Source organism: Tistrella mobilis KA081020-065 (assembly GCF_000264455.2).
Taxonomy (GTDB): Bacteria; Pseudomonadota; Alphaproteobacteria; order Tistrellales; family Tistrellaceae; genus Tistrella; species Tistrella mobilis.
Genome location: NC_017956.1, coordinates 3,860,460 through 3,882,973, shown reverse-complemented (window position 1 = coordinate 3,882,973; position 22,514 = coordinate 3,860,460). Strand labels below are relative to the sequence as shown.

At 68.4% G+C, this 22,514-nt stretch carries 25 protein-coding genes; 6 read left to right on the top strand and 19 right to left on the bottom strand.

Annotated features, from left to right (window positions below):
- Positions 1–66 precede the first annotated feature (66 nt).
- From TMO_RS17780 to TMO_RS17765, 4 genes are all read right to left on the bottom strand, one after another.
- Complete coding sequence (locus TMO_RS17780) at positions 67–999, bottom strand: lysophospholipid acyltransferase family protein (protein WP_014747045.1); 933 nt, start codon at positions 997–999, stop codon at positions 67–69.
- Positions 996–1,826 carry a GNAT family N-acetyltransferase gene (locus TMO_RS17775; RefSeq protein WP_041605101.1) on the bottom strand — a complete coding sequence of 277 codons (831 nt, stop codon included), beginning with the start codon at positions 1,824–1,826 and terminating at the stop codon, positions 996–998. The genes TMO_RS17780 and TMO_RS17775 overlap by 4 nt, the downstream gene beginning before the upstream one ends.
- A 150-nt stretch (positions 1,827–1,976) precedes the next feature.
- Positions 1,977–2,417 (bottom strand): Fur family transcriptional regulator, encoded by a 441-nt coding sequence (locus tag TMO_RS17770; protein ID WP_041605099.1) that lies wholly within the window; start codon positions 2,415–2,417, stop codon positions 1,977–1,979.
- A gap of 323 nt (positions 2,418–2,740) precedes the next feature.
- Positions 2,741–3,163 (bottom strand): MucR family transcriptional regulator, encoded by a 423-nt coding sequence (locus tag TMO_RS17765; RefSeq protein WP_014747042.1) that lies wholly within the window; start codon positions 3,161–3,163, stop codon positions 2,741–2,743.
- A gap of 285 nt (positions 3,164–3,448) precedes the next feature.
- On the opposite strand from TMO_RS17765, the gene TMO_RS17760 reads away from it, so the two are divergent.
- Positions 3,449–3,697 carry a sulfurtransferase TusA family protein gene (locus TMO_RS17760; protein ID WP_041605096.1) on the top strand — a complete coding sequence of 83 codons (249 nt, stop codon included), beginning with the start codon at positions 3,449–3,451 and terminating at the stop codon, positions 3,695–3,697.
- An 18-nt stretch (positions 3,698–3,715) separates the two neighbouring features.
- Here the strand turns inward: TMO_RS17760 and TMO_RS17755 are convergent, their stop codons facing one another.
- A complete protein-coding gene (locus TMO_RS17755) occupies positions 3,716–4,192 on the bottom strand; it encodes a GNAT family N-acetyltransferase (RefSeq protein WP_014747041.1) in 477 nt (158 codons plus the stop codon).
- Positions 4,189–4,920, bottom strand: coding sequence for a tRNA (adenosine(37)-N6)-threonylcarbamoyltransferase complex dimerization subunit type 1 TsaB (tsaB, locus tag TMO_RS17750; protein ID WP_014747040.1), 732 nt, complete (start codon positions 4,918–4,920; stop codon positions 4,189–4,191). The genes TMO_RS17755 and tsaB overlap by 4 nt, the downstream gene beginning before the upstream one ends.
- Before the next feature lie 73 nt (positions 4,921–4,993).
- On the opposite strand from tsaB, the gene ddpX reads away from it, so the two are divergent.
- From ddpX to TMO_RS29685, 3 genes are read left to right on the top strand one after another with little or no spacing between them, the layout of a single operon-like run.
- The gene (ddpX, locus tag TMO_RS17745) at positions 4,994–5,551 is read left to right on the top strand and encodes a D-alanyl-D-alanine dipeptidase (RefSeq protein WP_014747039.1); all 558 of its coding nucleotides are present in this window, start codon (positions 4,994–4,996) and stop codon (positions 5,549–5,551) included.
- A 41-nt stretch (positions 5,552–5,592) separates the two neighbouring features.
- On the top strand, positions 5,593–6,294 hold the full coding sequence (locus tag TMO_RS17740) for an SDR family NAD(P)-dependent oxidoreductase (RefSeq protein WP_014747038.1): 702 nt from the start codon (positions 5,593–5,595) through the stop codon (positions 6,292–6,294).
- Positions 6,281–7,786, top strand: coding sequence for a lipid kinase (locus TMO_RS29685; RefSeq protein ID WP_014747037.1), 1,506 nt, complete (start codon positions 6,281–6,283; stop codon positions 7,784–7,786). Before TMO_RS17740 ends, TMO_RS29685 begins: the two co-directional genes overlap by 14 nt.
- On the opposite strand, the gene TMO_RS29680 is transcribed toward TMO_RS29685, so the two are convergent.
- The 5 genes from TMO_RS29680 to TMO_RS17710 form a co-directional block, all read right to left on the bottom strand.
- Entirely contained in the window at positions 7,717–8,598 is an 882-nt protein-coding gene (locus TMO_RS29680; RefSeq protein WP_051045414.1) for a glucosaminidase domain-containing protein, read from the bottom strand. The two genes, TMO_RS29685 and TMO_RS29680, sit on opposite strands and share 70 nt — an antisense overlap.
- A gap of 16 nt (positions 8,599–8,614) precedes the next feature.
- The gene (locus TMO_RS17725; RefSeq protein ID WP_014747036.1) at positions 8,615–9,160 is read right to left on the bottom strand and encodes a NifU family protein; all 546 of its coding nucleotides are present in this window, start codon (positions 9,158–9,160) and stop codon (positions 8,615–8,617) included.
- An 84-nt stretch (positions 9,161–9,244) separates the two neighbouring features.
- On the bottom strand, positions 9,245–12,334 hold the full coding sequence (locus TMO_RS17720; protein WP_014747035.1) for a MexW/MexI family multidrug efflux RND transporter permease subunit: 3,090 nt from the start codon (positions 12,332–12,334) through the stop codon (positions 9,245–9,247).
- Positions 12,331–13,431 carry an efflux RND transporter periplasmic adaptor subunit gene (locus TMO_RS17715; RefSeq protein WP_014747034.1) on the bottom strand — a complete coding sequence of 367 codons (1,101 nt, stop codon included), beginning with the start codon at positions 13,429–13,431 and terminating at the stop codon, positions 12,331–12,333. The genes TMO_RS17720 and TMO_RS17715 overlap by 4 nt, the downstream gene beginning before the upstream one ends.
- Positions 13,432–13,435: 4 nt before the next feature.
- Positions 13,436–13,855, bottom strand: coding sequence for a DoxX family protein (locus TMO_RS17710; RefSeq protein WP_014747033.1), 420 nt, complete (start codon positions 13,853–13,855; stop codon positions 13,436–13,438).
- A 102-nt stretch (positions 13,856–13,957) separates the two neighbouring features.
- Between TMO_RS17710 and soxR the strand changes: the two genes are divergently transcribed.
- On the top strand, positions 13,958–14,425 hold the full coding sequence (gene soxR, locus TMO_RS17705; RefSeq protein WP_014747032.1) for a redox-sensitive transcriptional activator SoxR: 468 nt from the start codon (positions 13,958–13,960) through the stop codon (positions 14,423–14,425).
- A 127-nt stretch (positions 14,426–14,552) separates the two neighbouring features.
- Complete coding sequence (locus TMO_RS17700) at positions 14,553–15,857, top strand: adenylate/guanylate cyclase domain-containing protein (RefSeq protein ID WP_014747031.1); 1,305 nt, start codon at positions 14,553–14,555, stop codon at positions 15,855–15,857.
- Here TMO_RS17700 and TMO_RS17695 read toward each other — a convergent pair.
- From TMO_RS17695 to pstB, 8 genes are all read right to left on the bottom strand, one after another.
- Entirely contained in the window at positions 15,850–16,362 is a 513-nt protein-coding gene (locus TMO_RS17695) for a universal stress protein (RefSeq protein WP_014747030.1), read from the bottom strand. The genes TMO_RS17700 and TMO_RS17695 overlap by 8 nt on opposite strands.
- Positions 16,363–16,377: 15 nt before the next feature.
- Complete coding sequence (locus tag TMO_RS17690; protein ID WP_014747029.1) at positions 16,378–17,160, bottom strand: TIGR02186 family protein; 783 nt, start codon at positions 17,158–17,160, stop codon at positions 16,378–16,380.
- On the bottom strand, positions 17,160–18,071 hold the full coding sequence (locus TMO_RS17685) for a sulfite exporter TauE/SafE family protein (protein ID WP_014747028.1): 912 nt from the start codon (positions 18,069–18,071) through the stop codon (positions 17,160–17,162). Before TMO_RS17685 ends, TMO_RS17690 begins: the two co-directional genes overlap by 1 nt.
- A 148-nt stretch (positions 18,072–18,219) precedes the next feature.
- Positions 18,220–19,212 carry a tryptophan--tRNA ligase gene (gene trpS / locus TMO_RS17680; protein WP_014747027.1) on the bottom strand — a complete coding sequence of 331 codons (993 nt, stop codon included), beginning with the start codon at positions 19,210–19,212 and terminating at the stop codon, positions 18,220–18,222.
- Positions 19,213–19,384: 172 nt separating this feature from the next.
- Complete coding sequence (locus tag TMO_RS17675) at positions 19,385–20,011, bottom strand: LysE family translocator (protein WP_014747026.1); 627 nt, start codon at positions 20,009–20,011, stop codon at positions 19,385–19,387.
- A gap of 95 nt (positions 20,012–20,106) precedes the next feature.
- A complete protein-coding gene (gene phoB / locus TMO_RS17670) occupies positions 20,107–20,805 on the bottom strand; it encodes a phosphate regulon transcriptional regulator PhoB (RefSeq protein WP_014747025.1) in 699 nt (232 codons plus the stop codon).
- A 125-nt stretch (positions 20,806–20,930) separates the two neighbouring features.
- Positions 20,931–21,656: a phosphate signaling complex protein PhoU gene (phoU, locus tag TMO_RS17665; protein ID WP_014747024.1), complete on the bottom strand. Its 726-nt coding sequence runs from the start codon at positions 21,654–21,656 to the stop codon at positions 20,931–20,933.
- 27 nt (positions 21,657–21,683) lie between these two features.
- Complete coding sequence (gene pstB / locus TMO_RS17660; protein ID WP_014747023.1) at positions 21,684–22,454, bottom strand: phosphate ABC transporter ATP-binding protein PstB; 771 nt, start codon at positions 22,452–22,454, stop codon at positions 21,684–21,686.
- Positions 22,455–22,514: the final 60 nt, after the last annotated feature.

Here is a 22,514-nt window from a genome sequence, read left to right as displayed (position 1 = left end):
CTGACCGCCTCACCCGCAAGATATCAGCCGCACCGCGGCCGCTTCAAGACGCACACCCGGTCTTCGTCAGGCCGGGACGTCCTCGGAGGTCCCATCACCCTCGGCTGCATCGATCTCCTGGGGGTCGAGCGGCTCGTCCTCTTCGGCCACCTGAAGGGCGCCGCCCTCCACTGCCGGACCGCGCTGCGCCAGCGCCTGGCCGATGAGGGCGAGCGCCGCCGTCGAACGGCCCTGCAATGCCTGGGCAACCCCCGCCGAGACGGCCTGCTCGCAATGGCGGGCAAGCGCCTTGCGGTCCTTGAAGTCATCGATGGTAACCGGTGGATGGAAAACCAGTTCCACCCGGGCGGGGCCAAGGGTCAGGGCGGTCCACAGATGGCCCGCCAGATCCATGTCGCCATACCAGGCATAGGACGGACGCAGCTTGCGCCCCATGGGCATGCCGCGGACATGGGTATAGGCCAGAGAGACCGGCTGCACCACCAGCGGCCGCCCGCCCGGCCGGCGATCCGCCACCGAGAAAAAGGCGGTGCGGAAGGGCAGCACCCGCTGGCCGTCATTGCTGGTGCCCTCGGGGAACAGGATCAGCCGGTCGCCCGCTTCCAGCCGCCTGGCCACTTCGTCGGCCTGTTCGGCCGTGCGGCTGCGCTCGCGCTTCACGAACACGGTGCGCTGCAGCTTGGCGAGCAGGCCGTAGAGCGGCCAGTCCGCCACTTCGCTCTTGGCGATGAACGAGCCGGCGATCACCGATCCCAGCACAGAGATGTCGAGATAGGAGCTGTGGTTGGAAACGAACAGGGCCGGCCGGTCCCGGACCGGCGTGCCGACCACATCGACGTCGAAGCCGATCAGCCGGCAGGTCAGCCGGTGATAGAAGCGCGGGAACAGTACGGCGCCGGGCAGCTTCAAAGCCACCAGTGCCGCCTGCACCGGGATCAGTGCCGCCGTCACCGCCAGATAGACCGGCAGAAGCACGGCGGCCCGCAGCCATCCGGTCATGCGCCCTCGTCGCCGGCCTTGCCCCGGCCGCGCCCCGAGCCGCCTTCATAGCGATCCCGGTAGCGCCCGGTGATCAGGTCGCTTTTCACGATCATGCAGACATCGGTCGTGTTGAACTGCTTGTCCACCACCGCGCCGTCACCGACGAAGCCGCCAAGCCGCAGATAGCCCTTCACCAGCGGCGGCAGCTCGGCCAGGGCGCGGGTGGCATGCAGATCGTCCTTTGCCACCAGATCCATCGCGACGTAGCGCTCGGGCACCGCCACCGGCCGCAGGGCCTCGGGCGCCAGATGATAATGATGCAGATAGGCGAGCTGGGTTTTCAGCATGTCGATATCGGTGCCGTCCAGACTGGCGCAGCCGAACATCAGCTGAATGTCGTAATGCTCGAGATAGATGGCGATGCCGCGCCAGAGCAACTGCATGGTCGAGCGGTTGCGGTATTCTGCCGCAACGCAGGACCGGCCAAGCTCCAGCAGCTCGCCCTCGACCGTCATCAGCGGGCCGATGTCGAACTCGTCGGCGGTATAGAAGCGGCCATGGGCCAGGGCCACCGACCGGCGCAGCAGCCGGTAGGTGCCGACCACGGTCGGCGCCCCGCTCGGATGGGCATCGTCGATCACCAGAAGGTGGTCGCAGATCGCATCGAAACCGTCCAGATCGCGCTTCACAGCCGCCATCTCGGGACTCGGCTGAGCGTGGCGTTCCTCGTAGAACACGTGGTAGCGCAGGCGCTGGGCCGCCTCGATGTCGTCGGCTCCGTCCGCGAGGCACACCCGCAGATTTCCGGAACGCAGGCCGAGGTCGGGTTGGAGTGTTTCGGTCATCCGAACATGCCCTGAAGTCTCGCGGCGAAGAGGACCGGCCACCGGGGTGGCCGGTCGTGGGTGAAGGGGCGGACCGGAGCGTGGCCCTCTGTCCCGGGATCCCGGACGATCCCGGTGGGGGCCCGCGCCGGTCGGCGGCGGGGCGGCCGATCAGGCCTTGCCGGCGTCCGTGTCGTCGTCCTGGGGCTGATCCAGCGGAATGCCGTACAGTTCCAGACGATGATCGACCAGTCGGTAACCGAGCTTGCGGGCGATCTCCTGCTGGAGACGCTCGATCTCGGTGTTCTGGAATTCGATCACGGTTCCGTTGCGCATGTCGATCAGATGATCGTGATGCTCTTCGGGAATGGTCTCGTAGCGGGCACGGCCGTCGCCGAAATCATGCCGCTCCAGAATGCTCGCTTCCTCGAACAGCCGCACCGTCCGATAGACGGTAGCGATGCTGATCCGCGGATCAACGGCACTGGCCCGGCGATGCAGCTCTTCGGCATCCGGGTGGTCGTCGGCTTCCGACAGCACGCGGGCGATCACCCGGCGCTGGTCGGTCATCTTCAGACCCTTTTCGAGACACAGACGCTCCAGTCGCGACATCTCCAAGATGGCCTGGCTCCTTGGGCAGAAAGGGGGCGGAACACGCGGATGGCCGGTCTGCGCGCTTCTGCATGCCGCCACCCCCTGTTCCGTCCGGAACGGAGGCCGCGCCATCGTCGCGCCTTCGGACGACCGTCACGAACGGATAAGGACCAGCCCACCAGAGGCACGGTCCCCGCAATCGGTCGTGGCGGGATGGTCTGGAAGACCATCCCGCCCGTCAGGCCATTATCGGACAGCAGCCGCGCAACGACAAGCGGCGGGCGCCACAGTCTTCCGACCGGCGCCCGCAAAATCGTCAGCCGAGGCAGCTGCGGGCCGGATCAATCCGCGTCGCCGCGGCCCCGACGGCCAAGACCGATGCGCTTGGCAAGATCGCTGCGCTGGCGGGCATAGCCCGGCGCGACCATCGGATAGTCGTCGGCCAGGCCCCAGCGGCGGCGATATTCTTCCGGGGTCATGTCGTAGGCCGTCTTGAGGTGGCGCTTCAGCATCTTCAGCTTCTTGCCGTCCTCGAGGCAGATGATGTAGTCGTCGTGCACCGACTTGCGGATCGGCACCGCCGGGGTCGGGCGCTGCTCTTCCTCACGCGGTTCAGGCTCGCGGCCGAGGCCGGCAAGGCTCTGATAGACCTCGCCGATCAGCTGCGGCAGTTCGCCGGCCGACACGGTGTTGTTCGCGACATGGGACGACACGATCTGTGCGGTCAGCGAGAGAAGATCGAGCGGGCTCGGATTTTCGGCCATGATATGGTCTGGACCTCGGTGTCTCGGGCGGAAATCAGGGTCGGGAGCAGGTGTCGGGACAGGCCGGGCCTTCCGCGCGGGAATGCCCTTGACTTCGACGGCCCGGGGGGCAACGTCGAGGTCTGAGAGCCTGGCGGCTGGTCTGTCCGACCGGGATGACGATGACGAGGATGGACATCGGCACTGATGTCCGGGCCCGGCACCGGTACCGGCCTCCGCCCAGGATGGCCGTCACCGGGACCTGCCCGTCCCTCGCACTCCGAGACGACGACCGGATGGTTCGCAATGAAACCAAGTGCAGATCGCTTTCTCGACGTCACGCATGATGTCTGCCCGATGACGTTTGTCAAAACAAAATTAATGATCGGGAAGATGTCCGGGGGTCAGATCGGTGAAGTCCGACTGAAGGCGGGTGAGCCTCTGGAGAACGTACCGCGGTCGGTTGTGGAACTGGGGCACCAGATCGTGGACCTGTCGGCTGAAACGGACACGCCGGACGTGTGGCGGCTGACCTTCCGAATCGCCGGCGGATAACGAAATCTCGGACGGATTTCAGGCGGGAACCAAAGGCAGTTCCATGACTTCGGCATCCACAGCCGGGGCCTTGCCCCGGGCATAGTAACCGCGCCGACGACCTGCGATCCGGAAGCCTGCCGACAGATAAAGGGCCCGGGCAGGCATGTTGTCGACCGCCACTTCCAGCAGCAGCCGGTCTGCCCCGCGGGCCGCTGCCCAGATCGCCGCCCCGTCGAGCAGGCGCCGCCCCAATCCGCGCCCCCGGCAGGCCGGATCGACGGCGATGGTCAGGATCTCGGCCTCACCGGCGGCGGCCTGCGCCATCACCATGCCGGAAAGTGCAGGCTCAGAGCCCAGGATCATCGCGGCCACCGTCGGCAGGGCCAGCAGATCGCGGATGGCGCCGGCACTCCACTGCGTCTCCCACGGGGCATCGAAGGCCCGCGCATAGAGTGCGGCCATGGCCGGCGCCGTATCCGCCGTTGCCGGCGCCAGATCATGGGTGCCGGTCACGGCGTCTCGATCCCGCTCGGAGCCGGCGGCAGGGCATCGGGTGCCCGCAGATAGAGCGGCACGGGCGGTGTGCCGCCGGCCTGCCCCGCCGCCAGATGGCGCTCTGCCAGGCCGATCAGATCGGCGGCATCCGGTTGCCCATGCCCGTGCGGCAGATCGTCACGGACCAGATCGGCCAGCCCGTGGGCATCCAGCAGCGGGCGCAGCAGCCGCGCCCCTGCCCCCACCGCCAGCGCCGGCCGGGCGACCAGATCGGCCACCGCCGTCTCGGGCGTCACGGCCGCCGGCTCGCCGGGGCTGCCATCGGCAGCGATGCGCTGAACATAGACCTCGCCGCGCCGTGCATCGATCACTGCCAGCGCCCCGCGCCCGCGGGCATCCGCAGCGGCGACATCTTTAGCGGCACCGGCGGCCAGCAGCTCCAGCGTGGTCATGCCAAGAACCGGGCAGCCGGCCGCCAGCGCCAGACCGCGGGCAAATCCCAGCCCGATACGCACGCCGGTGAAGGTGCCGGGGCCGCGGGTGACCGCCACGGCGGCAAGCTCCGCCGGTGCGACACCCGCCTCGGCCATCAGCCCCTTGACCAGGGGCGCCAGCCGTTCCGCTGCCGCCCGGGCATCCGGCAGAAAGACCCGGGCCACGACCTCCCCGTGGCGGCCGATCGCCGCCGAGGTCGCCCCGGCGCAGGTGTCGAGTGCCAGAACTGCCGTCCGTCCGCCGAAGGTCATATGTATGTCCGTGCCCCCGGAGCCGTGCCTTGTGCTAGGGTTCCCCCGCCGCATAGCACGGACGGGACAGCTGATGTTAGAAGAAATCCTGAGCGCGCGGGACGGGGTCGATATCGACATCGCCTACGCCACCACCCGCAACTTCACCGGCCGGCCGATCTATGCCCGCGCCGCCTGCTTCCTGCATCCCGAGGCCGCAGCGGCGATGCGCCGGGCGATCGCCATCGCCGCACGCCAGGGGCTGCGCTTCCGCATCTACGACGCCTTCCGGCCGTCCGAGGCCCAGTGGAAGCTGTGGGAACACACGCCGGATCCGAATTTCGTCGCCGATCCGCGTCGGGGCTCGCCCCATTCCCGCGGGGCTGCGGTCGACCTGACCCTGATCGACGGGGCGGGACAGGCGCTCGACATGGGCACGGGGTTCGACGACTTCACCCCGCTGTCGCATCACGGTGCCGCCGGCATCACGCCCGAGGCGGAACGCAACCGGCTGTTGCTGATGGGGATCATGACCACCGCGGGATGGGATTTCTACCGCAATGAATGGTGGCATTATCAGCTCTTCGACGCCCGACGCCTGCCGGTGTTGAGCGACACGGCCGCAGGCACGCGGCTGATGCCGGCCGGCTGACTGCCGGAACCTGACGCGATCACGAGGGGAGATCCGCCGAGATGTCGATCGAGGGACGCAAGCTGCTGGTCACCGGGGGAACCGGCGCACTGGGCCGCGCGGTGGTGCTGGCCGCGCTGGACCGGGGGGCCGAGGTCGCCGCGACCTATCTGGTGGCAGAGGAATGCGCCGCCGCCGAAAAGGCATTCGGCGGCCGGGCGGTGCTGGTCCAGGCCGATCTGGGCAGCGAAGACCAGACGGCGACCGCCGTGGACGCCGCGGCGGCGGCCCTGGGCGGCCTCGACGGCATCGTCGCCATCGCCGGCGGCTTCGACATGGGGCCGCTTGCCGAGGTGGACGGCAGCCGCTTCGACACGATGATGTCGATGAATGCCCGCAGTCTCTATCACACGCTCCGGGCCGGCGTACCGCATCTGAAGGCGGCCGGCGGCGGATCGATCACCGCCATCGGCGCCAGGCCCGCGGTCGCAGGGGCTGCACAGATGGCGGCCTATGCCGCCTCGAAGGCGGCGGTGATGTCGCTGGTCCAGAGCCTGTCGCAGGAACTGCTGGCGAGCCATATCCGCGTCAATGCCGTGCTGCCCTCGATCATCGACACCCCGGCCAACCGCGCGGCCATGCCCGATGCCGACCATGCTGCCTGGGTCACGCCCGAGGCACTGGCGAAGATCATCCTGTTCCTGACCTCGTCGGAGGCCGCCCCGGTCAGCGGCGCCCTGGTGCCCGCCTATGGCCGCGCCTGACCGACCGTCTGCGGCACCCGGCCGCCGCGCCCTGGTCCTGATCCCGCCGCGCAAGCGCGACCGGCTGGCCAAGGGATTCGATCGCGACGAGCTGGAGCGCCGCCTGATCCGCGCCGGCTTCCGCCCCGACATCCCGGATCTGGACGGGCCCGACGCCTTTCCCGAGGCCATCCGCACGGCAGGCGCCTCGGCGGAGCCGCCGGCCCTCGTCATGGTCGGCGGTGGCGACGGCACCCTCTCGGCAGTGGCCGACGCCATGGCCGAGACCGGGTTGACGCTTGCCATCCTGCCGCTCGGCACCGCAAATGATCTCGCCCGCACGCTCGCCATTCCGGCCGATCCCGCCCAGGCGGTGGACGTGGCGCTGAAGGGGCGCGTGCGGCAGATCGATATCGGCACCGTCGATGGCCGCGGCTTTTTCAACGTCGCCAGCATCGGCCTGTCGGTCGACGTCGCCGAGGCGCTGGATGGCGAGGAAAAGCGTCGTTTCGGCCCGCTCGCCTATCTGTTCGCACTGTTCAGGGTGGTGACCCGGCACCGTCGCTTCCACACCGTTCTGACGGTCGACAACCGGCGGGTGGAGATGCGGGCGATCATGGTCGCGGTTGCCAACGGCCGCTATCACGGCGGCGGGCTGACCGTTGCCCCCGATGCCGCGATCGACGACGGCCGGCTGGACGTCTATGTGATCGAGCCCGTCTCCCACTGGCGCATGGCCTTGCTGCTGCCGGCGCTGCGTCTTGGAACCGCCGATGCCTGGATGGGTGTTCACCGTATGTCGGGCCGTGAGGTCCGGGTCGAAACCCCGTCCAAGCCGAAGCGGATCAATGTCGACGGCGAAATCCTGACCAAAACCCCGGCGAGCTTCGGCCTGAAACGCCGGGCGATCCGGGTCATGACCCCCGACCGGCCAGCGGCCGAGCTGCCGGGCACCCGGAACCGGCCGGACAACCGGCCTCCGTCACCCCCCCCACGCGCTCCGCACCCGGCGCCGCCTGAAGATCAGGAGGAGCAGATGCATCCCGAAGAGGAAGGCCTTGCCACCGAGGCCGAGATCGCCCTGCAGGATCTGGCCCGTGCCGCCCGCGAGGGCGTGGCGCTGACCGAACGGCTCGCCCTTCATGCCGGCCCGCATCTGGGCGAAGAGGTGGTGGCGGCGCTGGGCCGGATCGGCGGCGCCTGGGGCCGGATCGCCATCACCGCCGACGAGGCGCTGGATGCGATGGACCTGCCCACCCGCGACGCCGATGACGACCGGGCGCTGATCGAGGATGTGGTGAACTGGCTGGAAGGTCTGGTCGGCATGCCGCTGGATCAGCGGGTCAGCCAGCGCCTGCATCAGGCGGCGACCCGGATCGAGATCGCGATCGAAGAGGTCCGTCAGGTCGGCCAGGCCCGCGTGGCCGAAGTCGTTACCGCCGCCTATGACGAGGCCTGGTCGCTGATCGTGGCATCGCTGCCCGATCCCGATGGCGGCGGCGCCTCGGACTGAGCCACCTCGTCGTCGCGGGAGACGCCGCGAATCATCGCCCTGAGCTTGGCGACATAGCGCGGCCCCAGCTCCGAATAGGCGCTGAGGCCGCCCGCCAGCTGCAGCGGATCGGGCAAGGTGCCGTCCAGCCGCGCCTCGGCACGGTGGCGCCGGAAGGCGGCATAGGCGCGGTGGGTGTTCAGATTGTGGACATAGGCCGCGACCGAGGCGGTGATGTCGGGGAAGGCGCGCGCGACATGGGCCGCCCCGCGCTTGCGCGCCAGCGGCATCACCCCGTCGGCCAGCCGCCAGGCCCGCTCGCCGAACAGCGCATGGGCGTCGTGCGCCAGGCGGGAGCGGCCCCAGCCGCTTTCCAGGGCCGCCTGGGCAGTGATCAGGGCCGGCGGCACGGTGTCCACCCGCACCAGCAGACGCACCGGATCGTCGGCGGGAACGCCGTAGCGGGCGGCGATGGCTGCGACCCGCGCCTTGAGCCCGCGCGGCGGCCGGCGTCCTTCCGCCCGGGCATCGGCCGCCAGCGTCACCAGCGCCCGTTCCAGCCGCACCCGGGCATTCACCGCCCGGATGGCGGGGTCGAGCGTGTCGCGAAACAGGGCCTTGCGGGTGTCGGTATCGAGCGCACCGGCCAGCTCGGCCGGCAGCGCACCGGGCGCCGCCGCCTCGGCACGGCGGAGATCCAGGGCCGCGAGCGTCGCCGGCGACAGGCCGAAACCGCCGGCCGGCCGCGGCAGCACGCCCAGAGCGGACCCGAACGCGACCAGCCCGGCCGCAACGGCGACGGCCAGGCAGGCGAGACGGTAGCGGCGTGTCATCACGCGGAAGGTCGGCTCAGACCTGACGGACCTCGACCACCTCGGGCACATAGTGCTTGAGCATGGTCTCGATGCCGTTCTTGAGCGTCATGGTCGAGCTGGGGCAGCCCGAGCAGGCACCATGCATCTGCAGATAGACGATGCCGTGATCGAAACCCTCGAACACGATGTCGCCGCCATCCTGGGCCACGGCCGGGCGGACCCGGGTATCGATCAGCTCGCGGATGGTCGCCGTCACCTCGTCCTCGTCGACGGCCGGAGCGGCTGCCGCATCGCCTTCACCGGTCAGCACAGGCCGGCCCGAGGTGAAGTGCTCCATGATGTCCGACAGGATCAGCGGCTTCAGCAGCATCCAGTCGGCCTGTTCGGACTTGGTGACCGAGACGAAATCGGCCCCCAGATAGATGCCTTCGACGCCGTCGATGGCAAGCAGGGTGCCGGCCAGCGGCGAGCGGGCGGTGTCGTCGCCGCGCGCGAACTGGGCGCCGCCCTCGGCCACATCCCGGCCGGGCAGGAACTTCAGCGTCAGCGGATTGGGCGTCCGCTCGGTCTGGATGAACATCGGACCTGATCCTCTCTGCGGCTTTCGGGTGACGGAACCCATGCCGTCTGTCGTGCCCTGATTTGGCACCTCGATCCGGCGGGATCAAGACGTCTTCGACGCAGCCCCGTTCTGCACGATCCCCTCCTGTGGCACTCCTGCATGCCCCGGGCGGTGATCGCGGGCGAGCACGGTATAGACGGTCGGCAGCACGAACAGGGTGAACAGCGTGCCGACCATCATGCCCGAGACGATCACCACCCCAAGGCCGAAGCGGCTTGCAGCCCCGGCCCCTGCGGCAAAGAGCAGCGGCACCAGGCCGAAGACCATGGCCGCCGTGGTCATCAACACCGGCCGGAGCCGGATCTCCGCCGCCCGCCGGATCGCCTCGCGCCGGGCCAGCCCTTCATGCAGCTGCAATTCGTTGGCAAACTCGACCATCAGGATGCCGTGTTTGGCGATCAACCCGATCAGGGTGACCAGCCCGATCTGGGTATAGATGTTGAGCGTGGCCGCCCCCATCGCCAGCGGCACCAATGCCCCGCAGATCGACAGCGGCACGGTGATCAGGATGATCAGCGGATCGACCAGGCTCTCATACTGCGCGGCCAGCACCAGATAGATCACCACCAGCGCCGCCAGGAAGGCGATGACGAGGCTCGCCCCTTCCTGAACGTATTGGCGCGAATCCGACTGCCAGTCATGGCTGAATCCGGCCGGCAAGGCCCGGGCCTCGGCGTCGAGAAACGCGACCGCCTGCCCCATGGAGACGCCCGGCGCCGGAATGGTCTGGATGGTCGCGGCATTCTGCTGGTCGAACTGGCTGAGCCGGTTGGGCTCCACCCGCATCGAGATCTCCGCGACCGCCCGAAGCGGTACCAGCGTGCCGTCGCGGCTGCGCAGGAACTGGCGGCCGAGGGCGTCCGGCGTCAGACGCCCGGCTCTCTCGCTCTGCGGGATCACGTCATAGGACCGGCCGGCCATGGCGAAGCGGTTGACGTAGTTCTCGCCCACCAGGACCGCCAGCGTCTCGCCGATATCGGCCATGGCGATGCCCAGGCTCGCCGCCTTGTTCCGGTCGACCGCCACCTGCACCACCGGCCGGTCATAGTCCAGATCGCCGTCGACCACCACGAACAGCCCGCTCTCCCGCGCCCGTTGCTTGATCTCTTCCATGGTTCGGTAGAGCACGTCATGAGGCTCGGGCGTGCGCAGCACCATCTGCACCGGCAGACCGCCGGTGGAGCCGGGCAGCGGCGCCGGCTGGAACACGAAGATCGCGCTGCCCTCCACCTCGGCCACCGCCTGCTGCAACCCCGCCTGGACGTCCGACGCCGTGCGGCTGCGGGCCTCCCAGCGGGAGAGATTGGCGCCGCCGAAGCTTGCAGACGGCCCGTCGGTGCCGTTGATGATCCAGGTGCCGACCGTCTCGGGCATCGCCGCGAACACCTCGTCCAACCGGGCCGCAAACCGCTCGGCATAAGCGAGATTGGCATGCTGGGGCGACTTGATCGCCGCCAGGACCGAGGCCTGATCCTCGACCGGCGCCAGCTCCCGCGCCGGCATCTGGTAGAGCAGCGGCAGGCTGATGCAGACGCCCAGCGCCACCAGCCCGGTTGCCCAGCGATGGCGCAACGACAGGCCGAGCAGATGCCCGTAGCTGCGGGTCAGCCCGCCGAAAACCCGCTCCGTCACCCGCGCCATCCGGCTTTCATGAAGCTTCGCCGTCAGCAGCAGCGAACTCATCACCGGCGAGAGGGTCAGCGCCACCACGCCCGAGACCACCACAGATCCGGCCAGCGTCAGGGCGAATTCCCGGAACAACGCCCCGGTCAGCCCGCCCATCAAGCCGATCGGCGCGTAGACCGCAGCCAGCGTCAGCGTCATGGCGACCACCGGCCCCGCCACCTCGCGGGCGCCGATCAGCGCTGCCTCGAAGGGCGTGCGCCCTTCCTCGACATGGCGATGGACGTTCTCGACCACCACGATCGCATCATCGACCACAAGCCCGATCGCCAGCACCATGGCGAGCAGGGTGAGCAGGTTCAGACTGAATCCGAAAGCGAGCATCAGGCCCGCCGCCCCCAGCATCGACAGCGGGATGGTCACAACCGGGATCAGCACGCTGCGCAGCGAGCCGAGGCAGAGGAAGATCACCACCACCACGATCACCAGCGCCTCGACCAGGGTGTGCAGCACCTCGTCGATCGAGGCCTGGATGAAGCCCGCACTTTCATAGGCGAGATCGACGCGGACATCGGGTGGCAGGGTCTTGCCGATCGCGGGCAGAAGATCGCGGATGCCGTCGACGATCACCAGCGGGTTGCCGGCCGGCGTCGGAAACAGACCGAGGAAGACCGCGGCCTCACCATCCATCACCGCACTGGTCTGGGTGGAGGCGGCGCCCAGCTCGATCGTGGCCACATCGCCCAACCGGACCAGCCCGCGGGCATCGTCGCGGATCACCATCTCGCGGAAGCCGGCGACGTCGGTGACGTCGGTATTGACCGAGAGGTCCGAGAGCACATAGAGCCCGTCCAGCCGGCCGGGGGCAGCCTGGACATTGTTGGACCTGAGGGCGGCCGCCACATCGCCCCCCGTCAGCCCACGGGCCGCCAGCCAGTCCGGATCGAGCCAGAGCCGCATGGCCAGCTTCTGCCCACCGAAGACCTGGACCTTGGCGACACCATCGATGCCCGAAAACATCGGCTCCACCACCCGTGACAGATAGTCGGTCAGGGCCGGCATCGGCAGGGTGTCGCTGGCAAAGCCGACATAGGCAACGGCGGTCGAATCGCCCGCCGAGCGTTCGATCACCGGATCATAGGCCGCTTCGGGCAGGCGGTAGCGGACCGACGAGACCTTGGCCATCACCTCGGTCATCGCCCGGGTCGAGTCGCGGTTCAGCTCCATGCGGATCGTCACCGTGCTCCGCCCTTGCACGGAGGACGAGGAGAGATAGTCGATGCCCTCCACCGACGAGACCGCCTGAGTGATCGGCTGGGTGACGAAGCCCTGCATCAGCTCGGCCGAGGCTCCGGGATAGTCGGTGGTGACGGTGATCGTGGCGCTCTCCAGCGCCGGATACTGCCGGATCGGCAACTGACCGAGCGAGACCGCGCCGCCCAGCAGGATCAACATGCTGACCACCAGCGCCAGCACCGGGCGGCGGACGAAGATGTCGGTGAAGCTCATGGCCGCACCTCGAGCGTGTCATGCGCAACCGGCTCCACCGCCATACCGTCCACCAGCCGCACCTGGCCCGAGGTCACCACCCGGTCGCCATCGGCGAGCCCGGAGACGATCTCGGCACGCCCGTCCCAACGCGCGCCCACCTCGACCGCCACCCGGGTCGCGACCAGCCCGCGTGCCGGATCGGCGCGCGTCACGAACAGGCTGTCGCCATAGGCGGTATAGGTGATGGCGGTCTCGGGCACCACCAGCGCCGGGGGGCCGGAGGGTCTGACCACCCGCACGCCGGCGAACATCCCGGCTTTGAGCCGCCCGTCAGGCTCGGGCAGCGTCGCCTGGATCCGGACCATCCGGGCGTCACCGATCAACGGGTCGATGGCGGTGATCTCCGCCACGAACACCTGATCGGGCCAGGCGTCGGCCGAAACCTCTACCCGCTGCCCCAGGCTCAACTCCGGCATGGCCTGCTCGTCGAGTGCGAAATTGATCCGAAGCAGGCTGGTATCGACCAGGCTCACCACCGGCGCGCCGGTTTCCAGATACTGCCCTGGATGCACCCGGCGGATGCCGGCAACCCCGTCGAACGGCGCCCGGATCGCCTTCTGATCGATCAGCGCCCGGGTCCGTGCGACGGCCGCCGCCGTCACGTCACGCTCCGCCTGGGCATCGTCCAGCTGCTCGCGAGAGGCGGCATTACGCTCGACCAGCCTCTTCAGGCGGGCAAGACGGGCCTCGGCATTGCGCAGCTGGGCCAGTTGCTGCTGCAGCTCGGCACGTTCCACCGCATCGTTCAGCTGCACCAGCAGTGTACCGGCCTTGACCGCTTCGCCCGAGGTGACGTCGATGCCGGTGATCCGGCCGCTGGTTTCGGCCGCCACCAGCACCTGTCGGATGGCCTCCACCTCGCCCACGCCCTGAAAGCGCCGCGGCACCGTCACCCGTTCGGCCGTGGCCAATGCCACCTTCGTCGCCGGCCAGGCGGGCGCCGCCGGGGCCGGCCGGGGCTCCGCCAGAAGAAACCAGGCCCCGGCGAGGCCGGCGGCAGCCACCACTGCAAGCCCTGCAAGCCCTGCAAGCCCTGCAAGCAGACTGCGGGACATGGGCTCACCCCCTCCAGCGCAATCGGCGGCGTTGATCGCTGGCGATCGCCGCCGCGATCAGCCCGCCCGCCACCGAGACATGTTCAAGCGCGAAGAACAGGGCGAGCTGCGCCTCGGCACCGGTCTTGGACCAGAAGGTGTGGACCACCAGGATGGTCGCCACCAGGAACACGGCCAGCACGCCGGCCCCCAGCCAGACCAGCCTGTCAGCCAGAATCGCCGCCGATCCGCCGAGCAGGGTGGCCGCGGTCAGCAGATTGAACAGGATGGCCGGTTCCAGCCCGGCCGCCCGCATCTCGGCGAGCCCGCCCTCGAAATCCACCAGTTTGGCAAGGCCCGAGGCGACGAAGACCACGGCGAGGCAGACCCTGGCGGTCAGCCAGAGCCAGGCGCTGTCGAGCGCCCGTTCGATAAACCCTGTCACGGAACCGATCCCGTTGCTGAATGAAGGCCGGCAGGCTTGCCGGACCGGATCGGCCGGACTATAGAACCTCAAGTAAAGTTCAGGTCAATGGGGAACCGGAGGATGCCGACAAAGCCGGAAGACCGCATCGATGCCCATCGGATCCTGACCGTGGGGGAGGTCGCAAAACGCGCCGGGGTCGCGGTCTCGACCCTGCATTTTTACGAAAGCCGCGGCCTGATCCGCAGCATGCGCAGCGCGGGCAACCAGCGCCGCTTCCCGGCGGCGGTGCTGCGCCGGATCGCGATCATCAAAGTGGCCCAGCGGGCGGGCATCCCGCTTGAAGACATCGGTGCGGCGCTCGCCCCCTTTCCGCCCGATGCAAAGCTGAGCGCCGCTGAATGGCAGGACATGTCGTCGCGCTGGCGCGCCATGCTGGAGGCACGCATCATCCGTCTGACCAGGCTGCGCGACGAGCTGGACGGCTGCATCGGCTGCGGCTGCCTGTCGCTGGCGGACTGCCCGCTGCGCAATCCCGGCGATGCGCTGGGCCGTGAGGGGGCAGGCCCCAGGCTTCTGGAGCGCCCGTGAAAGTCACACCTCCGCAATTATCGGGCAGGCGTGAGCTTTACCACTCGACGCGGGCACATCGAGCCACGATATGAACGTGGGCGCGTTGTGCCGACACGCCCCGCCCCACCGCCTGCAGGACGATCCGATGATGGAAGCCGAACGCCTGGACGACGTCTTAGTGCCGCGTACACCCGTGCGCCGTGCCGCCGCGGTCCCGTCGGTGCTGGGCCCGGATCCGATCGGTGAGTGGCTTGCCCAGGAAGGTCCCGGCCTGCCGGTGGGAGAGCTGATCGCCGGCCTGTCCGAGCGGTTGCTGGCAGCAGGTGTGCCGATCGATCGGGCTACCCTGCATCTGCGCCTTCTGGACCCGCAATTCCGCGGCGTGTCGATCGAATGGCGACCCGACCAGCCGGTCGAGGAGATCCGTCGCGCCCACGGGGTGGAGTTGACCGAGGCATATCTGCGCAGCCCCTTCATGCTCGTCGCCGAACACGGCGTCGGCGTGCGCCGGCGGCTGACCGGCCCCAATGCCCAGATCGGCGATTTTCCGATCCTGGCCGATCTGCACGAAGAGGGCTTCACCGACTACGCAATGATGCCGCTCGCTTTCCATGACGGCACGCCCAACGCCCTGTCGCTCGCCACCCGCAATCCGGGCGGCTTCAGCGAGGGCGATCTGCGCCGGGTGTCGTCCCTGCTTCCGATGGTGACGCTGGCGGTGGAGGTGATCAGCCAGCGTGGCCAGGTTCGCACCCTGCTCAAGACTTATCTGGGCGATGATGCCGGCGAACGGGTGCTGGCCGGCACCATCAAGCGCGGCGATGTGGAACGGATGAATGCCGCGATCTGGTTCTCGGACCTGCGCGGCTTCACCGCCATGTCGGAACGGGTGGCGCCCGAGGTGCTGATCGCCACGCTGAATGACCATTTCGAGGTGATGAACCGCGCGATCACCGCCCATGGCGGCCAGGTGATGAAGCTGATCGGCGACGGCGTGCTCGCCGTCTTCCCGACCCCGGTGCGCGAAGGGGCCTGCCCCTTCGCCGGCTGCGCGGCGCTGGATGCCGCCCGCGATGCCGTCCGCGGCATGGCGGAGCTGAACGCCCGCCGTCGGGCGCTGGGTCAGGAACCGCTGGCCTTTGGCCTGGGCCTGCATGCGGGCGAAGTGCTCTACGGCAATATCGGTGCCCCCGAACGGCTGGACTTCACCGTCATCGGCCAGGCCGTCAACGAAGCAAGCCGGCTGGAGGTTCTGGCCCGGGATCTGGGCCGCACGGTCGCGATCTCGTCGACCATCGCCCGGATCGTCGAGCATATGGGCCGCAGGCTCGAACCGCTCGGCACCTTCCATCTGCGCGGGCTCGCCACCGAGGAAGAGGTCTATACCCTGCCCGAGGATTGCGAGGATTGTGGCGTGGATGTGCCGGCAGAGGCCGCCGCCGTCAGGTAAGGCGCAGCAGATCGTCCTCGGACAGGTTGCCGGGGACGATCGTCATCGGCACCAGCAGCTCCCCCGCCAGCTGGCTTGCCAGCCAGCGCACCAGCTTGCCCGGCCCTTCCGATGGCGGGCGGGCGGCCAGCACGATCATGCCGATATCCTTGTCCTCGCGCATCTGGCGCAGGATCTCGTCGCCGATCGGGCCGACGCGGACCAGCAGTTCGGGCATCAATCCGGCGAAAGCGTTCACCTCGGCCGCAATCTCCTGCAGCACCTGCTCGGCCTGCTCGCGCAGTTCCTCGGCCATCAGATTGCCGACCGACATCCAGTGCTGGTTCTCGGCCGGCTCGATCACGGTCAGCAGGGTCACCCGGCCACCACGGGCGCGGGCACGCCGGCAGGCATAGCGCACCGCCACCCGGCTATGGGCGCTGCCATCGACGCAGACCAGGAATTTGACGGCGGGCCGGGGCTTGGGCACGGCCGCGGGTTCGGGGGTCGAAGTCTCGTCGGCCATCGGATGACAACCTCCTCAGAAGCGGCGGAACACGAAGCCTGCGGTCCAGCCGGCGGTCAGCGCAATCAGCACCGCGGCGATGCCGTAGCCGAGCGGCTGTTCATGGGCCAGACGGGCGATGTTGTCGCCCAGCCCGTCCTTGCGCACGAACAGGGGCGTGGTCTGCGCGGCCACCACCCGGCCCTCGTTCACCAGAAAAATCTCGGCCCGGTATCCGCCGGTGGTGACATTGGACGGAAAGGCGACCGTCACCCGGAACAAACGGTCCCCCAGTCGCGAGATCGGCTGCACCGCGGGCACGAACAGGCCGGCCTGCTGGCGGTTCCGGATCAGGGCGTCGCGGAAGACGGCGCGTTCCTCAGGGGCCGCATCCTCGCCGCCGGGGAAGTCCAGCCGGGTGAGGCCGATGCGATGCCGGGCCAGCATCTGGTCGTTGGTGAAGGTCTCAAGCGGCGCGCTTGCCCCCACCCAATAGAAGGCCGGCACCTGATTGAAGCGGATCGTGCGGGCATTGATCCACATGCCGAGGATACGGTCCTTGCGGCGGATGTCGACCGTCTCGGCCGGGCCGCGGATCACCACGATCACCTCGCCCGGGCCTTCGGTCGCGCCGAACAGCAGCAGTTCGGTGCCGGTGAAGCTGGAGGTGATGGAGATCAGATGGCTGGAAAGGTCGGCCACCAGCGGCTGCGCCCGGGCGCGCAGGGTACCCGACACCGCCGTCACCAGCGCGGCCGCCAGGGTCAGCAGAAAGACGAACAGGGCCGGCAGCCTGGCGATGCGCAGCATGTCGGCCATCAGCCCGGCCCCACGACCACGGCCGAGAACAGCTCGTCGGGCCGGATCACCAGATCGGCACCGATCTTGATTGCAGTCAGCACCACCACGGCCGCAAGCAGGCCGCGCAGATGCTCGCCGCGCAGCTTCGTGGTCAGCCTGGAGCCCACCTGGGCGCCGATCACGCTGCCGATCACCAGGATGGCCGCCAGCACCAGATCCACCGCCTCGGTCGTGACCGCGTGCATGATCGTGACGTTCATCGACACGAACAGAATCTGGAACAGCGAGGTGCCGACCACGACCAGCGTCGGCATGCCCAGGATATAGATCATCGCCGGGATCATGATGAAGCCGCCGCCGACGCCCAGAATGGCGGTCAGCACGCCGACCCCCGCCCCCAGCGCCAGCGGCAGCAGCGCCGAGATGTAGAGTTTGGACTTCCGGAAGCGCAGCTTGAAGGGCAGCCCGTGCATCCAGTTGTGCTGATGGCGCTTCTTCGCCGGCTGATTGCGGACCAGCAGGCTGCGGACGGACTCGATGCCCATCAGCACGCCGATCACGCCCAGGAACAGCACATAGGAGACGCCGATCACCAGGTCGATCTGGCCGATCGCCTGTAGCCAGCGGAAGATCAGGATCCCGACGCCGGATCCTGCCAGACCGCCGATCAGCAGCACGCCGCCCATCCGGACATCGACCGTGCCGCGACGCCAATGGGCCAGCAGGCCCGACACCGAGGCCGCAACCACCTGATTGGCCCCGGTCGCCACCGCCACCGGTGGCGGCACACCCACGAACATCAGCAGCGGCGTCATCAGAAAGCCGCCACCGACACCGACCAGACCCGAGAGAAAGCCCACACCCAGCCCCATCAGCAGGATCGCGATCGCATCGATCGACAGCTCGGCGATGGGGAGATAGATCTGCATGACGGTCCGTCTGGCGCGGGGACCGGTCCTGAAGGCGACCGGGCCGGACCATTCTGGTCCGGCCCGTCGGCGCTTGCAACCCGAAGACCGCGGTTTTCCGCGATCCGGGCATGTCGTGAAGATCCGCAGCCCGAAGGCTACGGGCGGATCACGGCCGCAACAGACCAATCGTCTCGCGCACCTCGGCCACCACCGGGTCGGCGATGGCGCGGGCACGATCGGCCCCCTTGGCCAGGATCCGGTCGATCTCGGCCGGATCGGCCATCAGGCGCTTCATCTCCTCGGCGATCGGGCCCAGCTTCTCGACCGCAAGGTCGGTCAGCCGCGTCTTCACCGTAGTGAAGGGCGCGTCGGCATAGTCGGCCACCACCTGGTCGGTGGTGCGGCCGTCCAGCGCGGCATAGATCCGGATCAGGTTGGCGACCTCGGGCCGGCGCTCCGGCTCGTAGGTCACGCCGGGCTCGCTGTCGGTCCGGGCCTTCTTCAGCTTCTGGGCGATGGTGTCGCGGTCGTCGGTCAGGTTGATGCGTGCATAATCCGACGGGTCGGATTTGCTCATCTTCTTGGTGCCGTCGCGCAGCGACATCACCCGGGTTGCCGCCCCCAGGATCATCGGCTCGGGCAGCGGCAGCACGTCCTTTTCGTAAAGCTGGTTGAAGCGCTGGGCGATGTCGCGGGTCAGTTCCAGATGCTGCTTCTGGTCCTCCCCCACCGGCACATGGGTCGCCTTGTAGGCCAGGATGTCGGCCGCCATCAGCACAGGATAGGCATAGAGGCCAAGGCTCGCCTTCTCGCGGTCCTTGCCGGCCTTCTCCTTGAACTGGGTCATCCGGTTCAGCCAGCCGATCGGCGTCATGCAGTTCAACAGCCAGGCCAGTTCCGAATGCGCGGTCACGGCCGACTGGTTGAAGATCACGCAGCGCTCCGGGTCGATGCCGGCGGCGATATAGGCGGCGGTCAGTTCGCGGGTCTGCCGGATCAGCGCCTTGGGATCCTGCCAGACGGTGATGGCGTGCAGATCGACGATGCAGAACACCGACTCGTAACTATCCTGCAGCGTCACCCAGTTGCGGATGGCGCCCAGATAGTTGCCGAGATGCAGGTTGCCGGTCGGCTGTGCGCCGGAGAAGATCCTCGCCATCTGGTCCTCGCCTTCGGCATCCGCAGACCGCCCGCCGGGTGTGGATGCCGGCCGGAGCTTGGGTCCGCGATGCGCGGTTCAATGGAAACGCGCCTATATCACGCGCGGGCCGGGGCGCGGTCAAGCGCCGCTGACACGATGAATTTTCACGGAAAGCGGCGTTGCGGCCGGCTCAGATCCGGTTGGCGGTGGTCAGGATGCCGCCGATGCCGACAAAGGCCGCACCGGTCGCCCGGTTGAACCAGCGGCCATGGCGCCCCAGCCAGGGGGCGATGCGCCGCGCGGCCCCGGCCAGGATCAGCTCGTAGACGAATTCGACCACGGCGAAGGTGCCTCCCAGAACCAGAAGATGGGTCAGGAACGACACGCCCGGCACCATGAACTGGGGCAGGAAGGCGGCGAAGAAGATCAGCGCCTTGGGGTTCGAGACCGCCACCAGAAAGCCCTGGGTGAACAGCCGCCAGGGCCCCGCCCCGGCAATGCGGCCCCCGGCATCGGCCAGCGTCACCGAGGGCGGCGGCGCGCGGAAGGTGCGGATGCCCAGCCAGACCAGATAGGCCGCCCCGATCCATTTGGCGATGGTGAAAGCCTGTTCCGAGGCCGCCAGCAGCGCCCCGAGCCCGGCAAGCGAGGCCGCGACCAGAACCATGAAGCCGGTCACCCCACCCGCCGCAGTGAAGGCGGTGCGGCGCACGCCGAAGCGCACGCCATGATTGAGCGACAGGAGCCCGTTCGGTCCGGGCGTCAGCGACAGCCCGGCCGCCGCCGCCAGATAGATCAACCAGATGTCGAGCGTCATGGGGCCCCCGCGCCATAAACTGCCGGTCGGGCAGTCACCCCATGCTACGCCCGGCTGCGGGCGCCCGTCCACATCAAGTCGGGCTGCGGGGACCGTCAGGCAGCCGTGCCCTGGGCATCGAGCGCATAGCCGGCGGAGCGCACGGTGCGGATCAGATCGGGCAGGTTCTCGCCGTTCAGCGCCTTGCGCAGCCGGCGGATATGCACATCCACCGTGCGGGGCTCGACATAGATGTCCTGACCCCAGACGCCGTCGAGCAGTTGCTCGCGCGAAAAGACCCGGCCCGGATGCTCCATCAGGAAGCGCAGCAGGCGGAATTCGGTCGGGCCCAGATGCACGGGTTCGGCCGAACGGGTCACCTTGTGGGCCGCCAGATCCATCTGCAGATCGGCATAGGACAGCACCTCTTCCGAGAAGGCGGGGCGGATGCGGCGCAGCACGGCGCGGATCCGGGCCACCACTTCCTGGGGCGAGAAGGGCTTGGGCACGTAATCGTCGGCACCGCTGTCCAGCCCGCGCACCCGATCGGTCTCCTCGCCCCGGGCGGTGAGCATGATGATCGGCAGATTGCGGGTCTCGGGGTCGCGGCGCAGCTGGCGACACAGCTCCAGCCCGGAAAGCTTGGGCAGCATCCAGTCCAGCAACAGGACGTCGGGCTTCACCTCGCGAATGCGCCAGAGCGCTTCCTCGCCGTCATTCGCCTCCTCGACGGCGAAACCGGCCCGTTCGAGGTTGTAGCGCAGGATGGTAACGATCGCGGTTTCGTCTTCGACGACCATGATCTTCGGACGCATCGCTCGGATGTCCTCCAGGAAGTCTAGTTGGCCGGCACCAGAGGCCCCGAAGGGGGTGCCGGCCGGTCAGAGGGGCGGGGTGCGCGCAGGGGAAGAGGCGGTCCGCCGGACGGACCACCGGGCCGTCAGTCGTCGAGAACGGCGTCGCCCGACCGGTCGAGAACGGTCTCGGCCTTGGGGCGGGCGGTGTCGGGCTTGGTGCCCTCGACCACGAAGATCACCTGCTCGGCGATATTGGTGGTGTGATCGCCCATCCGCTCGATGTTCTTGGCGATGAACAGCATGTGCGTGCACGCCGTGATGTGCCGCGGATCCTCCATCATGTAGGTCAGGAGTTCGCGGAACAGGCTGTTGTGCAGCTCGTCGACCTCGGCATCGTTCTGCCAGACCGCGCGGGCGCGGCCGGCATCACGTTCGACGAAGGCGTCGAGCACGTCCTTCAGCATGCGCTGCACCACCGCGGCCATGCGCGGCAGCACATGCACCGGCCGAACCGGCGCCGACTGGTTCAGGATGATCGCGCGCTTGGCGGCGTTCTTGGCCAGATCGCCCATGCGCTCCAGCTCGGCCGCGATGCGCAGAGAGGCAAAGGCCAGGCGCAGATCGTTGGCGACGGGGGCACGCAGCGCAAACAGCCGCACCACCTGCTCCTCGATCATGTCTTCCAGGCCGTCGACCTTGGTGTCACCCGCGACCACGTCGCTCGCCAGCTCGCTGTCACGGCTGGCGATGGCGCGCATGGCGAGATCGATCTGCGCTTCCACCTGACCGCCCATGCGGACGATGTCGTTGCCGAGGCGCGCAATCTCTTCGTCGAAGGATTTCACGATGTGCTGACCGGAAATGGGCATGAGACTGGTCTCCCTGGGCAGATCCGGTCAGCCGAAGCGGCCGGTGATGTAGTCCTGGGTCCGGACCTCACGCGGGTTGGTGAACACCTGCTCGGTGTCGCCGAACTCGACCAGCTGGCCCAGATGGAAGAAGGCGGTGCGCTGCGACACGCGGGCCGCCTGCTGCATGGAGTGGGTGACGATGGCGATGGTGTAGTTCTCGCGCAGCTCGTCGATCAGCTCCTCGATGCGCGCGGTCGCGATCGGGTCCAGCGCCGAGCAGGGCTCGTCCATCAGGATGACCTCGGGGTCGACCGCGATCGCGCGGGCGATGCACAGGCGCTGCTGCTGACCACCCGAAAGCCCGGTGCCGCTTTCCTGCAGCCGGCTCTTCACCTCTTCATAGAGGCCGGCGCGCTTCAGCGACCGCTCGACGATCTGGTCCAGCTCTTCGCGGCTGTCGGCCAGGCCGTGGATGCGCGGGCCGTAGGCGACATTGTCGTAGATCGTCTTGGGGAAGGGGTTCGGCTTCTGAAAGACCATCCCGACCCGGGCGCGCAGCTGTACTACGTCGACCGAGCGGTCATAGATGTCGGCGGTCTCCAGCTTCACCTCGCCCTGGATCCGGACATTGGGGATGGTGTCGTTCATCCGGTTCAGGCAGCGCAGGAAGGTCGACTTGCCGCAACCCGATGGGCCGATCAGCGCGGTCACGCTGTTGGCATGGATGTCGAGATCGACGTCGAACAGTGCCTGCTTCTCACCATAGAACAGGTTCAGCTTGCGCGCGGTCATCTTGGGCACGAGGCCGGAAGTCATGGGCGGGCTCTCCGCTGAAGGTCTCTGATCCGCCCGGCCGAAGCCCCGGGAAGGGCGCCC

What these genes read in the sequence shown, in the direction of transcription:
- TMO_RS17780 (WP_014747045.1), bottom strand. Translation starts at nt 999, where the DNA reads ATGACCGGATGGCTGCGGGCCGCCGTGCTTCTGCCGGTCTATCTGGCG.
- TMO_RS17775 (WP_041605101.1), bottom strand. Translation starts at nt 1,826, where the DNA reads ATGACCGAAACACTCCAACCCGACCTCGGCCTGCGTTCCGGAAATCTG.
- TMO_RS17770 (WP_041605099.1), bottom strand. Translation starts at nt 2,417, where the DNA reads ATGTCGCGACTGGAGCGTCTGTGTCTCGAAAAGGGTCTGAAGATGACC.
- TMO_RS17765 (WP_014747042.1), bottom strand. Translation starts at nt 3,163, where the DNA reads ATGGCCGAAAATCCGAGCCCGCTCGATCTTCTCTCGCTGACCGCACAG.
- TMO_RS17760 (WP_041605096.1), top strand. Translation starts at nt 3,449, where the DNA reads ATGAAACCAAGTGCAGATCGCTTTCTCGACGTCACGCATGATGTCTGC.
- tsaB (WP_014747040.1), bottom strand. Translation starts at nt 4,920, where the DNA reads ATGACCTTCGGCGGACGGACGGCAGTTCTGGCACTCGACACCTGCGCC.
- ddpX (WP_014747039.1), top strand. Translation starts at nt 4,994, where the DNA reads ATGTTAGAAGAAATCCTGAGCGCGCGGGACGGGGTCGATATCGACATC.
- TMO_RS17740 (WP_014747038.1), top strand. Translation starts at nt 5,593, where the DNA reads ATGTCGATCGAGGGACGCAAGCTGCTGGTCACCGGGGGAACCGGCGCA.
- TMO_RS29685 (WP_014747037.1), top strand. Translation starts at nt 6,281, where the DNA reads ATGGCCGCGCCTGACCGACCGTCTGCGGCACCCGGCCGCCGCGCCCTG.
- TMO_RS29680 (WP_051045414.1), bottom strand. Translation starts at nt 8,598, where the DNA reads ATGACACGCCGCTACCGTCTCGCCTGCCTGGCCGTCGCCGTTGCGGCC.
- TMO_RS17725 (WP_014747036.1), bottom strand. Translation starts at nt 9,160, where the DNA reads ATGTTCATCCAGACCGAGCGGACGCCCAATCCGCTGACGCTGAAGTTC.
- TMO_RS17720 (WP_014747035.1), bottom strand. Translation starts at nt 12,334, where the DNA reads ATGAGCTTCACCGACATCTTCGTCCGCCGCCCGGTGCTGGCGCTGGTG.
- TMO_RS17715 (WP_014747034.1), bottom strand. Translation starts at nt 13,431, where the DNA reads ATGTCCCGCAGTCTGCTTGCAGGGCTTGCAGGGCTTGCAGGGCTTGCA.
- soxR (WP_014747032.1), top strand. Translation starts at nt 13,958, where the DNA reads ATGCCGACAAAGCCGGAAGACCGCATCGATGCCCATCGGATCCTGACC.
- TMO_RS17700 (WP_014747031.1), top strand. Translation starts at nt 14,553, where the DNA reads ATGATGGAAGCCGAACGCCTGGACGACGTCTTAGTGCCGCGTACACCC.
- TMO_RS17695 (WP_014747030.1), bottom strand. Translation starts at nt 16,362, where the DNA reads ATGGCCGACGAGACTTCGACCCCCGAACCCGCGGCCGTGCCCAAGCCC.
- TMO_RS17690 (WP_014747029.1), bottom strand. Translation starts at nt 17,160, where the DNA reads ATGGCCGACATGCTGCGCATCGCCAGGCTGCCGGCCCTGTTCGTCTTT.
- TMO_RS17685 (WP_014747028.1), bottom strand. Translation starts at nt 18,071, where the DNA reads ATGCAGATCTATCTCCCCATCGCCGAGCTGTCGATCGATGCGATCGCG.
- trpS (WP_014747027.1), bottom strand. Translation starts at nt 19,212, where the DNA reads ATGGCGAGGATCTTCTCCGGCGCACAGCCGACCGGCAACCTGCATCTC.
- TMO_RS17675 (WP_014747026.1), bottom strand. Translation starts at nt 20,011, where the DNA reads ATGACGCTCGACATCTGGTTGATCTATCTGGCGGCGGCGGCCGGGCTG.
- phoB (WP_014747025.1), bottom strand. Translation starts at nt 20,805, where the DNA reads ATGCGTCCGAAGATCATGGTCGTCGAAGACGAAACCGCGATCGTTACC.
- phoU (WP_014747024.1), bottom strand. Translation starts at nt 21,656, where the DNA reads ATGCCCATTTCCGGTCAGCACATCGTGAAATCCTTCGACGAAGAGATT.
- pstB (WP_014747023.1), bottom strand. Translation starts at nt 22,454, where the DNA reads ATGACTTCCGGCCTCGTGCCCAAGATGACCGCGCGCAAGCTGAACCTG.